This is a genomic window from Bacillus cereus group sp. MYBK139-1, assembly GCF_051916915.1.
Taxonomy (GTDB): domain Bacteria; phylum Bacillota; class Bacilli; order Bacillales; family Bacillaceae_G; genus Bacillus_A; species Bacillus_A pacificus.
On sequence record NZ_JBQAHO010000006.1, the window covers coordinates 82,411 to 96,987 of the forward strand.

Consider the following 14,577-nt stretch of genomic DNA (forward strand, 5'->3'; position numbering starts at 1 on the left):
TAAAAATATACACGAAAGCGATTACATTTTCTATATAAAATTAAAACTTTTCTGATAAAATAATATAAAAAATCGAATTATTGCAAGATTTAGATTCTATTTAGAGGAAAATAAGGAGAAACAAGGAAAAACCCTTACATATATTGTAAGAGTTAACGAAGTTCTAACCTTCTCGATAAAATTGATAAACTATAGTTTACAATAAAGTACATACAAGCTACTACTATAAACGTTGGAATCATATAATTTACATTTTGTCCGCTAATAATTTGAGCATTATGCATAAGCTCCGGTAGTGATATAACGACTGCTAGTGCTGTATCTTTCAGCAATGAAATAAACTGACTGACAAGTGGCGGGACCATTCTTCTTAATGCTTGTGGTAAAATAATGTGCCAAAGTGCTTGCACATACGTTAATCCTGAAGATCTTGCAGCCTCAATCTGTCCTTTTTCAATAGATAATAGGCCACTTCGAACAATTTCAGATATCATTGCTGATTCAAATATTGTTAAAGCAACAATTGTAGCCGTTATAATTTCTAATTTCAAGCCTGCTTCTGGAAGTGCAAAATACGTGAAAAATATAATTAAAAGTAGTGGTAAGTTTCGAATTACTTCAACGATAACTCCTAATATTTGTGAGACGATAGGGATTTTCATGTAGCGCAATATCCCTATTACACTACCGATAATAAAGCTAAGTATAATCGCTACGAGCGCTACCTCTAACGTTATAAGTAATCCTTTTAATAAAAACAGAATATGATCACCTGTTATTGCTCCCTTAAAATCCATTTACACCGCCTCCTTTGCTAAGCGTTTTTCTAAATAACGCACTAGCATACTGAGCGGAATTGTTAATATTAAATAAAACATCCCGACAAATATATAAACGTCGAACGTAACAAACGTCTTCGTTGAAATTAAATCTCCTTGATACATTAAATCCATACCAGCGATAATTCCGAGTATGGAAGAGTTTTTTACTAAATTGAGAAATTGATTTCCTAGAGGAGGGATTACAATTTTCATCGCCTGGGGTAAAACGACATAGTACATTGCTTGCGTATACGTCAGTCCTGAAGAACGCGCTGCTTCCATTTGCCCTTTCGCAACTGATAAAATACCAGCTCGAATAACTTCCGCAATAAACGCTGCAGTATATATGGTAAGCGTAACTGTTCCTGCTACAAGACCATTTAAAGTAATTCCTATTACAGGTAAAGCGAAATAGAATATAAATGCAATTAATACGAGCGGAATATTTCTTACAAATTCTACAATAGCAGCTCCTAACCAATTTAAAATGCGAATCGGTGCAATACGCATTACCGCCAATACTACCCCTAAAATAAAACTGCCTATTAATGCGATTACACTAGACAACACTGTATATTTAAAACCCTCTAAATACATATCAATGTTATTCGTTAATATAGAAAAATCAGGCACATATTCTCCCCTCTTTCTTTACAAGAAGAGGATGAGTACTCTCATCCTCTCACTTTTACTATTTATCACTTTACTTCTCTGGTTTTTGCCCAATCCATTTCTCATATAATTTGTCATACTCTCCGCTTGCTTTCATGTCTTTAATTAAGCTATTAATCTCTTTCGTTAAATCATCTGCACCTTTTTGCACTGCAATTCCGTACGGCTCATCCGTAAAAATTTTCCCGACAACTTCATAATTTGAATCTTGTTTTGCCATGCCGTAAAGAATTGCATTATCTGTCGTTAAAACATCACCTTTTCCTGCTTTTAACGCTGTAAATGCCTCACTGTAATTTTCAAATTCTAATACAGTCGCTTCTGGTGATTTTTGACGAATGTTATTTGTCGATGTTGAACCTTTTACTGCTAACACTTTTACGCCCTTTTTCACATCATCAATACTTTTAATATTGCTCCCTTTTTTCACGAGTAACGATTGCCCTGCTTTAAAATATACATCTGAAAAATCGACTTCTTTTTTACGTTCTTCTGTAATTGTCATTGTTGCAATAATCGCATCAATGTCACCGTTTTTCAGTAGTGGAATACGCGTTTTAGATGTTACCTCTTTCAACTCTAGTTTCTTTTCATCCCCAAGAATCTTTTTCGCAAGCGCCTTTGCAACATCAACATCAAATCCTTCTACCTGCCCTGTCGAAGGATTTTTCAATCCAAATAAGTTCGTATCATTCTTCACCCCAACTACTAACTTCCCGCGCTTCTTAATTTGCTCAACGGCTCCGCCTTGCTTCGTATTGGTTTCTTTCGCCTCATCTTTTTTACTTCCGCATCCAGCAACGACAAGTACGAATAAACATGAAAATACAATTAAGGTAAACAACTTTTTCATTTTAAGCATAAAATTCCTCCTTTAATGGTTTAACACTCGGCTTAAAAATAGACGCGCTCTTTCTTGTTCAGGGCTCGCAAAAAATTGCGCCGGTGTTGTATCCTCAATGATTTTGCCATCATCCATAAATAAAATCCGATCGGCTACCTCCCGCGCGAATCCCATCTCATGCGTGACAACAACCATCGTCATCCCTTCTTTAGCTAGCGTTTTCATAACATCAAGTACTTCCCCGATCATCTCCGGATCAAGAGCAGACGTAGGCTCATCGAATAGCATAATTTCCGGCTGCATCGCAAGCCCTCTAGCAATAGCCACCCGTTGCTGTTGTCCTCCGGATAATTGATGTGGATACACGTTAGCCTTCTCTGGAATTCCTACTTTCTCTAGATAAAACATGGCTGTTTGTTCTGCTTCCTCTTTTGAAATTTTATTTACTTTAATAGGTGCTAATGTAATATTTTGAAGAACTGTTTTATGTGGATATAAATAAAAATGTTGAAAGACCATTCCGATATTTCGGCGTAATTCATTCATATCTGTTTTCGCATTGTGTACCTCCGTATTTTGTACAATTAACTCTCCATCTGTAATTGACTCTAACTGGTTTATACACCGAAGTAATGTACTTTTTCCTGATCCAGAAGGCCCAACAACTACTACCACTTCACCTTTTTTCACTTGCACATTAATATCTTTTAAAACTTGAAAGTTACCATAATATTTATTTACGTTACGAAACTCTATCAACATACTCCCCCCTTCCCCTAACAAAGCATGTACATTCTTTTTATATTCAAAAATAGGCAAAAAAATAACTTCCAGCCTCATTTTGTCCATAAAAAAAGCAAAGGAATTTCCCCTTTGCTTTTTCATTTCTATTCCATTACGATACTTCTTCTTTCTTATCTTTTCCATATTCATGCTCCCAGAAATCAGCATTTTTAATTCCTAATGGCCCTGGATCGAATACTGGATCTTTTCCTTCTTTTTTCTGCTTTTCATAATCCTTTAATGCAACTAATGCAGGTTTTTGTAATAGTAAAATCGCAATGATATTTACCCATGCCATAATTCCTACACCGATATCGCCTAAAGCCCAAGCCGTTGCTGCTGTTTTGATACAACCGTAGAATACAGCTCCTAAAAATACAAACTTTAGTACCATAGACAGCCAAGGGCGGTCTTTATCACGATTTAAGTACGCGATATTCGTTTCTGCAATGTAGTAATACGCCATAATTGTTGTAAATGCAAAGAATAGTAACGAGATTGCAACGAAACCGTTTCCAAATCCAGGGAAAACAGATTCTACCGCTGCCTGTGTATATCCCGGCCCTGGCTGAGCACCATTTAATTTATTTACGATAAAGTTTTTTCCGCTTGCATCAAATACGTTATACATGCCTGTAATAATCATCATAAATGCTGTTGCTGAACAAACAAATAATGTATCAATGTAAACGGAAAATGCTTGCACTAAACCTTGCTTAGCTGGATGTGATACTTCAGCTGCTGCCGCTGCATGTGGCCCTGTTCCTTGCCCTGCTTCATTAGAGTAAATACCTCGTTTTACTCCCCAAGAAATTGCTAAACCGATAATACCACCAAATGCTGCTTCTAATGCAAAAGCGCTTCTTATAATTAACATAAATGCTTCTGGCAATTTTTCAATATTCATAGCGACAATAACACAAGCTACTAAAATATACCCAACAGCCATAAACGGTACGACAACTTGCGCTACGTTAACAATTCTCTTTACTCCACCGAAGATGATAAGAGCTAATACAACAACTAATAAAGCCCCTGATAGAGTAGTATTAATTCCAAAAGCTGTCTCTAAACTTACAGCAATACTATTTGCTTGCACACCCGGTAATAAAAGCCCCGTTGCAAGAATTGTCGCTGCAACAAATACTAGAGCATACCATTTCACACCTAAACCTTTTTCAATGTAATAAGCAGGTCCACCGCGAAACTGTCCCTGATGCTTTGTCTTATAGATTTGTGCTAATGTAGATTCTACATAAGCTGATCCTGCTCCTAAAAAGGCTACTGCCCACATCCAAAATACAGCTCCTGGTCCGCCGAAGGCAACCGCCGTTGCTACCCCAGCTATATTCCCTGTTCCAACGCGTCCAGATAACGAAAGCGCTAACGCTTGGAATGAAGAAACACCCGCCTCTGATTTTTCTCCTTTAAATGTCAGCTTCACCATTTCTCCTACATGCCTTACTTGTAAAAACCTCGTTCGAATTGAAAAATATAAACCTGCTCCTAAACATAAATAAACAAGTGCTGGACTCCAAACAATATTATTTAACCAATTTACGAAAGCTTCCAATATTCCCCCTCCTTTTTATCAAGAATATTCAGAATATATAAAAATTATAAATGTATACCGAATCTATGACAATATTATTTTAATAAAATAAACATATTTTTGTATAAAAAAACAAAGTATATATTTGTTTTATATACTTTGTTTTGAACAGAATGTATTATATATTCACAATTGCTTCTTTTTTTATAATTCTTTCGTATAGCTCTTCTGATAACTTTCGGAAATTATCTGGCATATCTTTCCCTTTAAATTTCTTTTGGATCGTGCCATATAAACCTATATCGCGTAAACGTAAAAATAACGGCAACGATTCATACCAACTATCCGCTAGCTTATGTTCATATTCGTATCCTTTTCTTAACACTTGTAATTGTTTACGAGCAAAATCGGTCTTCTCTTCCGCTGTCCACGGTGTAAATAGAACAGAGTAATAAAGAACCATCGCTAAATCGTGTATAAAGTAATTATAAGCCGCATCATCAAAATCAAAGATTGTTAGCTCTTTACCATCATAATGAAAATTTCCTGGATGAATATCCCCATGCATAAGGCCGAACGTTTCTCTTTCAATTGGAAGAGCTTTTATCTCATCCATTAATACCGCAGCGATCTTTTTCACTTGATCATCTTCTAATTCATTAACAATCCCACTCTCATCTTCTTCCCACGTATCACGGTGGTCTGTTTTAGAATAATCCATTGTAAGGCGATGCAGTTGTCCAATCGCTTTTCCCCATGCTTCAAAGTAAGCGTCTCCCCAATAAGGCGATTCCGCTCCTTTTACTTGCTCACCTTTTGCATATGTAAATAAAGAAGCGAAAAAGAAAGTTTCATCCTCTGCTCTGATTTCTTCTACAAGATTTTGAGATGCTGAATAAAGGGGTCCTGCTACCTTTGCCCCATTCTCCGCAACATATCGTAAAAAATCTAGTTCAGCTTCGACTTCTTTTTTAGAACGATGAGAAGAGTGGGTTAAACGCAATACGTAATCTTCGCCACGATCACCCTTTGCCTTAAAAATATAATTTTCAAAATCTCCAAGTGGCTTTTCTTCCACTGTTACATGAAATGTCTTTGCTGCTCTTGCTAAAATTTCTTTTGTAAAAACTCGTTCTACTGCTATTTCCATATGTATCCCTCCTATATATCTTCTTAATTCGACACAAATGTGAGAAGTACTGCTATGAAATTGAATAATGTGTGGACAATCATAGCCGATAAAATAGAATTTGTTTTCTCATATAACCAAGCAAATACTACTCCACTTAAAAAGTTTACTGGTAATGTGTTATATGTTGGAATATGAACAACAGTAAATATTATGGAACTTATAAGTATACCGCCCCACATACCATACCTATCACGAAAAAATGTATAAAAAACACCTCGATATAAAATTTCTTCATAAATCGGTGATATAATCGCTGCTCCAATTACCGCGATACAAAACGAATATATTGATTTATCATTTTGGACCGTCTCCGTTTTACTATTTTCAAAAGAAATCCCCATTTTCTCCATTATCACTAATACAGCAATACTAACTACAATTAAGGCAATCAATGCTATAACTGTCCAGAAAAAATCTTTCCATGAAAGCTTTCGAATTCCAATATCTTTCCAAGACAGTTGATATCTTTTTATACAAAAAAGATAAACTACAGTAGTAAATATCACTGCCATTATAAATCCCATTAATACTCCAGCATATAATGAGTTCCCTATTATTTTTAAAGCATATTCATAAAAAAGAGCTTCAACTGTTACTGGGACAATAAGAAATACGAAAACTAATAAATATAAAATTTCTTTCCATCCCCACATACTTTTCAAAATCATATACTCCATCCCTCCACTCCGTGTTTCTTTAAGTATAGAAGGTGACGTAACGTAACTTTCAAGTTTATTTTTTTTCAAATAACCCAAGCATAAATTTCTCACAAAAAGCAAAAATTAACAGGAGTAACTTTATTCTAATAGAGGTGGAAATTATGACTGAACAGAAAAATTCAAAACAAGATAATAGTAAAAAGTATATGTTTCCATCACTTTCAGAAAACATTAATTATATCGAAAATAAGTTCTGTCATTCAGACGATATAAAAAAATTAGATCTCCCTTTTCAAAACGGAAAAGGAACAATCCTATATATCGAATCTTTAGCAGACCCAAATCTAATTCATCAATTAGCCCTTGAGCCTTTATTGACGCGGTCAGATTTAGCTTTAGATAAAGCTTTTTCTACATTAAATATGAAAAAGGAAACGAATTTAAATTATGGCGTGCAGCTCTTATTACAAGGTAAATCCTTATATTTTCATGAACACGTCGACAGTTTTTGTATTTTCGAAACAGCTTTATCTTTAAAGAGAGATATAGCAGAGCCTGATAATGAAGGGATTGTGCGCGGTCCACATACTGGTTTTGTAGAGGATCTAGCAACTAATTTAACCTCTATTCGTAAACTCATTAAGAGTCCAAATTTAGTTGTTAAGTATTTTACAATCGGTGAAGAAATGCACACGAAAGTGGCAATTGCTTATATGCAAAATATAGCGAATGACGATTTAATTACAGAAGTGAAAAGAAGATTAGAAACGATTAAAACGGATGCACTTATGCCTCCAGGATATATACAAGAATTTATAGAGGATACGTCTTTCTCACCATTTCCGCAGCAATTAAATACAGAGCGTCCAGATAGAGTCGCAGCAAATTTAATGGAAGGACGAGTTGCTATTTTATCTGACGGTGATCCAACAGCACTTATCGTTCCTGTTACGTTATTTGCTTTCTATCAATCACCAGATGATTACAATAACCGCTGGATTGTCGGTTCTTTCGTCCGAATGATTCGCTTAGTCAGTTTTTTGATTGCTTTTCTCTTACCAGCTATATATATCGCAACCGTAGCCTTTCATCCTGATGTATTGCCGCTTGAACTTGTGTATACAATTAAAGCTTCATTAGAGAAAGTACCGCTCCCTCCTATTTTTGAAGCTCTCTTGATGGAATTGATTTTCGAATTATTACGGGAAGCTGGTATTCGTTTACCAAGCCGAGTTGGCCAAACAATCGGTATTGTAGGTGGTTTAGTAATTGGTGATGCAATTGTAAAAGCTGGACTCGTTTCTTACACAATGATTATCGTTGTAGCTTTAACTGCCATCTCATCTTTTCTCGTTCCATCAAACGATATGAGTTCAGCAGTTCGAATTCTTCGTTTTCCATTAATGATTCTTGCTGCCATATTCGGATATTTAGGAATATCATTCGGTCTCATTATAACTTTCGTTCACCTATGTCAGCTTCATTCTTTTCATACACCATATCTTTCTCCTGTTGCACCAATGCGGATTAAAGATATGAAAGATTCTTTTGTAAGACTACCAATTTGGTCATTTTGGGAACGACCACATGATCCAAAACCGAAAAAAATGCAACGCCAACACGTAACGAGAGAGGATGAGAATGGTGACAAACACGCAAAGTAAAATTTCACTTGTTCAATTTACCTTTTTCGTTATTCAATGCCAAATCGGAGTGGGGATACTTTCTCTACCTAACCGTCTTCACCCGATAGCAAAAGGTGGTGGATGGATTTCTGCACTCATCGCCGGGCTTGCGATTCAACTTATTATTTTACTTATGTGGTTTTTATTAAGAAGATTTCCCGATGCAACTATGTATGACATTTCTTCTATAATGTTTGGTAATAAATTCGGAAAACTATTAGGTTTTTTATATGTTCTTTATTTTACGCTTATCGGTATGACAGTTATGTTAAATGCTTGTAATGTCATTAAAGTATGGGTTTTACAAGCAACTCCATGGTCTGCAATTCTCATACTATGTACAATAGCTTGCTGTTATATAGCTTATAACACGTTTAAAGTCATCGTACGATTTTATGTCATGGCCTCTATTCTTATTATTCCAATGGCTCTTTTAATTGCCCTAGGACTCACGCGAGCTGATTTTTCTTATATTTTTCCTATTACAGAAGCCGGATGGTGGAATATTATTCAAGCATCCAAGGAAACAATTACAGCCATGTATGGTTTTGAAATTATTCTTATCGCTTTCCCAAAAGTAAATGGGAATCCTGTGGCACGACTAAAAGCAATTTCTATCGCGAATGGATTTGTAACTCTTTTTTATACTTTTACTGTTTGGATTTGCTTTATCGTATTTAGTCCGAAACAAGTTGAGCTTATTCCTGAACCAGTTGCTTACTTATTACGCTCTTTACACATCGGAATTATAGACCGGACTGATTTACTCTTCATACCAATTTGGATGATAACTGTTGCTGCTTCTATTGCTAGTTATTATTGTGCTGCTTCTATCGGAATCGGACATATATTCAACCTTACTAATCATAAAAAGGCTGTTCCAATCGTTGGTATTATTGCTTTTAGTGTAGCCTTGTTTATAGATACCCCAGAAGAATTAAAAGTACTTGCGCAATTTACTGATAAATTCACCTATATTTTCATTTTAATCTTACCTTTTCTATTTCTTCTTTATTCCTTATTCAGAAATAAGAAAGGAGAACAGTATGTTCAAAAGAAAAGCTAAATTACTTTCTATATTATGTGCTAGTTCCCTCCTTTCTGGCTGTTGGGATCAAGAACCATTAAGAGAAGCAAGGTTAGCTTATAGTATTGGATCTGATATTACGGAAGAGAATAAACTCCAGCAAACAATTGAGCTCGTAAAAAGTTCAAGCGGCGAGCAATCTTCATTTGAGAATGAAATACATTCAGCAACGGGGCATAACATAAGGGATACAAGCGATGCTCTAAAAAAAAATGTGACTGGAAATATTCGCTATTTCAAATATGGTGTTCAATTACTAGGAACCAAAATTCTAAAAAAAGGTATATTACCTTATTTAGATGTCAGCTTTCGGGACCCAACAAACCCAACTGCTTTAGTAAAACTTATTGCAGTAGATGGTGAAACATCCGAGATACTAGAAAAAAAGAAAGTAGGAAATTTACTAATTGGAGATTTTCTAAAGAAAAAAGTGAAAAGCTTAGAAGATATGAGTGTATTTCCAAAAGAAACTTTGGAGACAGCCGCTACAAAAATGTTAGACCCCGGTAAAGACTTTACCCTCCCTTCTATAAAAATAAAAGGAAAAGAAGTAATTACAAACGGGTTAGCTTTATTTAACAATGATAAATTGACTGGGCATTTACCTTTGAAACACTCTGTTTTATTCGTTTTATTAACTGGAAAAATGGGAACAAGCGCACGTATAACTCAAAAACTTACTAGTGATGAATCGAAGAAGACATCCGATTATTTAACAATGGAAATTAGCAATAGAAAACTAAAACGAGACTTAAAAATAACAACAGATAAAAAAGGAAATGTTTATGCTCACATTAAGCTTCAATTAAAAGTTATAGCCCTTGAAGCTCCGAGAGATAATCTTTACAAAATGGATGAAAGAAAAAAACTAAATAAGGAACTATCCAAACAGCTCACGAAAGAAGCGAAAAAAATAACGAAAAATTTACAAAAGGCAAATTGTGATGCTTTCGGAATTGGTAGACATCTTATCGCTTATCATCCTGACCTATGGAAGAAAAAAAATTGGAATAAAGATTATGCAAAAGTAAAATTTAAGCCTGAGGTAGAAGTAAGCATTTTGTATAGTGGTGTCTTAAAATAAAAGGTTGTATGCCACGCAGGCATACAACCTTTTATTTCGTATATCGATATACAATTGATTCATATGGTCTTAAGTCAAGGTTTGTAATATCCTTGCTGGAATCTTTATAATTCGACAGTAATACTTCTTGTTTCATTCCATCTAATTGAACGTGCGCTGGAACAGAGTACGTTATTTCCTCTCCATAGAAGTTATTTATAACAAGTAGCACTTCACTTTCTGTAGTACGAGTATATGCCCAAATTTTAGGATCATTTTCATCCAAAATAGCATATTCTCCTTCTGCAATTACATCATACGTTTTTCGAAGTTCGATTAACTTTTTATAATGATAAAATACAGACTCTTTATCTTCTAGTGCCTTCTCTACATTTATTTCTTTAAAGTTTTCAGCCACCGAAATCCAAGGTGTACTTGTTGTAAAGCCACTGTTCATATTTTCATTCCACTGCATTGGAGTACGGGAGTTGTCACGAGATTTTTGTTTTAAAATCCCGATAATCTCTTCTTTTGATAATCCTTCTTCCAGCTTTATATCGTATATATTTAACGATTCTACATCGCGATATTGCTCAATAGACTCGAATTTAGGATTCGTCATGCCGATTTCTTCACCTTGATAAATATAAGGTGTGCCCTGCAACATATGCATGGCTGTCGCTAACATTTTCGCAGATTCATTTCGATACTCTTTATCATCACCAAAGCGTGACACAATACGAGGCTGGTCATGATTACACCAGAATAACGCATTCCATCCCCCGCCCTTTTGCATTTCAATTTGCCAATTAGACATAATCTCTTTTAATTTAATAAAATCAAAATCAGCCTTCGTCCACTTATCACCATTCGGATAATCAACTTTTAAATGATGGAAACTAAACGTCATACTTAATTCATTACGCTCAGGGTTTGAATATTTAATACAATTATCAATTGTCGTAGATGACATTTCTCCAACTGTAATTACATCTTTCCCTTCAAAAACATTTCGGTTCATTTCTTGTAAATATTCATGCACACGCGGGCCATCTGTATAATATTTACGTCCATCGCTTGTCGCTGTACTTCCGTCATCATTTAAGAATTGTTGATCTTTTGAAATTAAATTAATAACATCTAATCGGAATCCAGTTACCCCTTTATCAAGCCAAAAGCGCATCATATCATATATTTCTTCACGAAGTTTTTCATTTTCCCAGTTTAAATCCGCTTGTGTTTCATCAAATAGATGTAAATAATATTGCTCTGTCTTCTCATCATATTTCCAAGCAGATCCACCAAACTTAGATTGCCAATTATTTTTTTCATCACGCCAAATGTAATAATTTCGATATGGACTATTTTTATCTTCCTTCGCTTCCTTAAACCACTTATGCTCCGTCGAACTATGATTTACAACGATATCAAGCATAATTTCAATATTACGTGCTTTCGCCTCCTCTAAAAGCTCTTCAAACTCTTCCATCGTTCCGTAAGATGGATCAATACGGTAGTAATCACTTACATCGTATCCATTATCATTTTGTGGTGATTGGTATATCGGTGTTAACCAAATATAATCTACTCCGAGTTCTTTTAAATAATCTAGTTTCTCTGTAACCCCTTTTATATCACCGGTTTCTTTATTGTAATAGCTATTAAAGCTCTTCGGATAAATTTGATAAACTACACTTTTATGCCAATCCTTCATGTTTAACTTCCTCCTACTTCTGTTTTACTCGCTTTGCAAATAACCACGTTAACGTAAATGGGATTACAACTGCGATAATCATTCCGACAATAAACATTGGAATCGATTTCGGAATGATAGAAATAAATGCGGGTAATCCGCCAATTCCGATAGCCGGTGCTAATACACCATTTAACGTAATAAATATTGCTGCCACAGCCGATCCTATAATTGCGGCATAGAACGGGAATTTATTTCGTAAGTTTACACCAAACATAGCTGGCTCTGTAATACCGAAATATGCTGAGATTGCTGATGTAGATGCCATACTTTTATCATTTTGATTTTTAGAAATCCAGAACATCGCAAGTGCCGCACTACCTTGCGCAATGTTAGAAAGAGCAATCATTGGCCAAATGAATGTACCTCCGTGTTGTGCAATTAATTGTAAGTCGATAGCAATAAACATATGATGCATACCTGTAATTACAAGCGGTGCATATAATGCTCCAAACAATACTGCTCCAACTACTGGTACTGTTTCATATACACCTACTAATCCAGCTGTTAATAAATCTCCAATATGACGTGTAACTGGACCAATAATCCCTAATGCTAGCACACCTGTTACGACAATCGTTGTAATTGGTACAACTAACAATTGAATTGCATTTGGTACATGTTTCTTTAAGAAGATTTCCACTTTACTTAATACAAATGCTGCTACTAAGACCGGTAGGATTTGACCTTGATACCCTACTTTTTCAATTTGAAATAATCCTAAAATATCGAAGTACTCAATCTTTTGTCCATCTAAACCAGTTGCTGCTTTTCCGTAATCCCACGCGTTTAATAATGCTGGATGCACAAGCATTAATCCCATAACAATTCCTAATATCGGACTACCACCAAAACGCTTCGTTGCTGACCAACCGACAAGTGCTGGTAAGAATACGAAAGCTGTATTCGCCATCATATTAATTAAATCCCAAAGCCCACTTAAGTTTGGATACACATCTAATAAATTTTTACCTTCAAAAAATAAGTCCTTCGCCCCTAATAGGTTGTTAATTCCCATTAGTAAACCAGCTGTTACGATTGCTGGTAATATCGGCATAAATACATCTGAAAATACTTTTACAAACTTTTGAGCTGGATTTAACTTTTGATTTCCAGAATCTTTTACGTCAGCTACTGTCGCTTCCTTCATACCTGCAAGCGTTATCAATTCAGCATATACTCGATCAACATCTCCTGGACCGATTACAATTTGAAATACCCCAGCGTTATGGAACGCTCCCTTCACTAATGAAACAGATTGTAATTTATCGTTATCTATTTTACTTTCATCTTTTAAAGCGATACGGAGTCTCGTTACACAGTGTGCAGCTTGTTCAATATTGTCTTTCCCACCAATATACTGCAACACTTCCTCTGCTGTTTTACGATAGTCTTTCCCCATATTCCCGTCCCTCTTTTCTTTTTTTGATACCGTTTACAATTACATATTAACTCGTATATATAAGTTAGTCAACACTCGTATATACGAGTTTGTCATTTTTTTATAAAAAAAGAGATGAAACGTTATTACGTTCCATCTCCTTATTTTCTCCGCGCCACATCTGAAAAATGAAAAATATCTAAGCGGTGGCGGGATTCTGTATATTCGAACTGACTTCCATCATAAAAATGCGTAAAGTTTTTCACGACAACAACATAGTCTGTTCCATTTAAATCTAAATACTTTCTATCGTCCTCTGTACATGGCTGTACTTCAATTACTCTCTGCGAATAACTAATATGAAGACCTAGTTCTTTCTCAATGTATTTATAAATGGACTGCGCTGCAATTTCACCCGTTAATCCAGGGATATATTCCGATACAAAATGATTAATATCTAAAATTACTTTTTCTCCATCAATATTCCGTACGCGTTTAATATGATCTATTTCTGTTTTCTCTTTCACATTTAATAGCTTTGCAACCTCTTTTGTCGCTTTTACTTTCTCCATTTCCACGACTTCTGTAATACAATGGCGTCCTAAACGTTCATTTTCTTCTTGGAAGCTTACAATGCCACCAAAGTTGAATTCAATGTTTTTTCGCTTTAAAACAAAGACACCTTTTCCATGTATTTTTTGAACATATCCACGCTCTTGTAATAAATCTACAGCTTTTCTTACTGTACCTCGGCTCGCTTCATATTGCTTCATTAATTCAGTTTCTGATGGGATTTTGCATCCCTCTTTTAATTGTTTATTATCAATAGACTTACTGATTTCTGTATAAATTTGTTCATACTTGCTCATCATCTACAATAGCCCCTTGTCACCTTCTAATTCTATATGTATTATACCATGCTACTCTCTTCTGCCAATCTCTCACTTATTTTCCAGTATAGGAAAAATACAGGTAAATATTTAATCTTTAAAACGTATTTTTATAAAAATTTTTATATTTTTCTTTTCATTCAAAAAAACATGTAGTATACTAACTTCAAAATCAGAGGAGAAAGGGAGCAAAGA

Annotated in this window: 13 protein-coding genes; 3 read left to right on the forward strand and 10 right to left on the reverse strand. The window is 35.1% G+C overall.

What is annotated here, in order from left to right:
- Nucleotides 1-152: 152 nt before the first annotated feature.
- From ACTFRS_RS24115 to ACTFRS_RS24145, 7 genes are all read right to left on the reverse strand, one after another.
- On the reverse strand, nucleotides 153-797 hold the full coding sequence (locus tag ACTFRS_RS24115; RefSeq protein WP_242294275.1) for an amino acid ABC transporter permease: 645 nt from the start codon (nucleotides 795-797) through the stop codon (nucleotides 153-155).
- Nucleotides 798-1,454 (reverse strand): amino acid ABC transporter permease, encoded by a 657-nt coding sequence (locus tag ACTFRS_RS24120; RefSeq protein ID WP_242294274.1) that lies wholly within the window; start codon nucleotides 1,452-1,454, stop codon nucleotides 798-800. It abuts the gene before it with no gap.
- Nucleotides 1,455-1,524: 70 nt separating this feature from the next.
- Nucleotides 1,525-2,355, reverse strand: coding sequence for a glutamine ABC transporter substrate-binding protein GlnH (gene glnH / locus ACTFRS_RS24125; protein ID WP_000916487.1), 831 nt, complete (start codon nucleotides 2,353-2,355; stop codon nucleotides 1,525-1,527).
- A 12-nt stretch (nucleotides 2,356-2,367) separates the two neighbouring features.
- On the reverse strand, nucleotides 2,368-3,096 hold the full coding sequence (locus ACTFRS_RS24130; protein ID WP_167496996.1) for an amino acid ABC transporter ATP-binding protein: 729 nt from the start codon (nucleotides 3,094-3,096) through the stop codon (nucleotides 2,368-2,370).
- A 136-nt stretch (nucleotides 3,097-3,232) separates the two neighbouring features.
- The gene (locus tag ACTFRS_RS24135) at nucleotides 3,233-4,693 is read right to left on the reverse strand and encodes an alanine/glycine:cation symporter family protein (RefSeq protein WP_000387151.1); all 1,461 of its coding nucleotides are present in this window, start codon (nucleotides 4,691-4,693) and stop codon (nucleotides 3,233-3,235) included.
- 157 nt (nucleotides 4,694-4,850) lie between these two features.
- Nucleotides 4,851-5,822 carry a phosphotransferase enzyme family protein gene (locus ACTFRS_RS24140; protein ID WP_440025250.1) on the reverse strand — a complete coding sequence of 324 codons (972 nt, stop codon included), beginning with the start codon at nucleotides 5,820-5,822 and terminating at the stop codon, nucleotides 4,851-4,853.
- 23 nt (nucleotides 5,823-5,845) lie between these two features.
- Entirely contained in the window at nucleotides 5,846-6,532 is a 687-nt protein-coding gene (locus tag ACTFRS_RS24145; protein WP_242294272.1) for a CPBP family intramembrane glutamic endopeptidase, read from the reverse strand.
- A 152-nt stretch (nucleotides 6,533-6,684) separates the two neighbouring features.
- Here ACTFRS_RS24145 and gerKA point away from each other — a divergent pair, with 152 nt between their 5' ends.
- Genes gerKA through gerKC form a run of 3 tightly spaced genes read left to right on the forward strand, consistent with a single transcriptional unit; the run spans nucleotide 6,685 to nucleotide 10,379 of the window.
- Nucleotides 6,685-8,187: a spore germination protein GerKA gene (gene gerKA, locus ACTFRS_RS24150; protein ID WP_440025248.1), complete on the forward strand. Its 1,503-nt coding sequence runs from the start codon at nucleotides 6,685-6,687 to the stop codon at nucleotides 8,185-8,187.
- Nucleotides 8,168-9,274 (forward strand): GerAB/ArcD/ProY family transporter, encoded by a 1,107-nt coding sequence (locus ACTFRS_RS24155; RefSeq protein WP_041184728.1) that lies wholly within the window; start codon nucleotides 8,168-8,170, stop codon nucleotides 9,272-9,274. Before gerKA ends, ACTFRS_RS24155 begins: the two co-directional genes overlap by 20 nt.
- A complete protein-coding gene (gerKC, locus tag ACTFRS_RS24160; protein WP_440025246.1) occupies nucleotides 9,255-10,379 on the forward strand; it encodes a spore germination protein GerKC in 1,125 nt (374 codons plus the stop codon). The genes ACTFRS_RS24155 and gerKC overlap by 20 nt, the downstream gene beginning before the upstream one ends.
- Before the next feature lie 31 nt (nucleotides 10,380-10,410).
- On the opposite strand, the gene treC is transcribed toward gerKC, so the two are convergent.
- The 3 genes from treC to treR form a co-directional block, all read right to left on the reverse strand.
- Entirely contained in the window at nucleotides 10,411-12,072 is a 1,662-nt protein-coding gene (treC, locus tag ACTFRS_RS24165) for an alpha,alpha-phosphotrehalase (protein WP_139869384.1), read from the reverse strand.
- A gap of 13 nt (nucleotides 12,073-12,085) precedes the next feature.
- Nucleotides 12,086-13,513 carry a PTS system trehalose-specific EIIBC component gene (treP, locus tag ACTFRS_RS24170; RefSeq protein WP_000513952.1) on the reverse strand — a complete coding sequence of 476 codons (1,428 nt, stop codon included), beginning with the start codon at nucleotides 13,511-13,513 and terminating at the stop codon, nucleotides 12,086-12,088.
- A 140-nt stretch (nucleotides 13,514-13,653) separates the two neighbouring features.
- Nucleotides 13,654-14,364, reverse strand: coding sequence for a trehalose operon repressor (gene treR, locus ACTFRS_RS24175; RefSeq protein WP_440025244.1), 711 nt, complete (start codon nucleotides 14,362-14,364; stop codon nucleotides 13,654-13,656).
- Nucleotides 14,365-14,577: the final 213 nt, after the last annotated feature.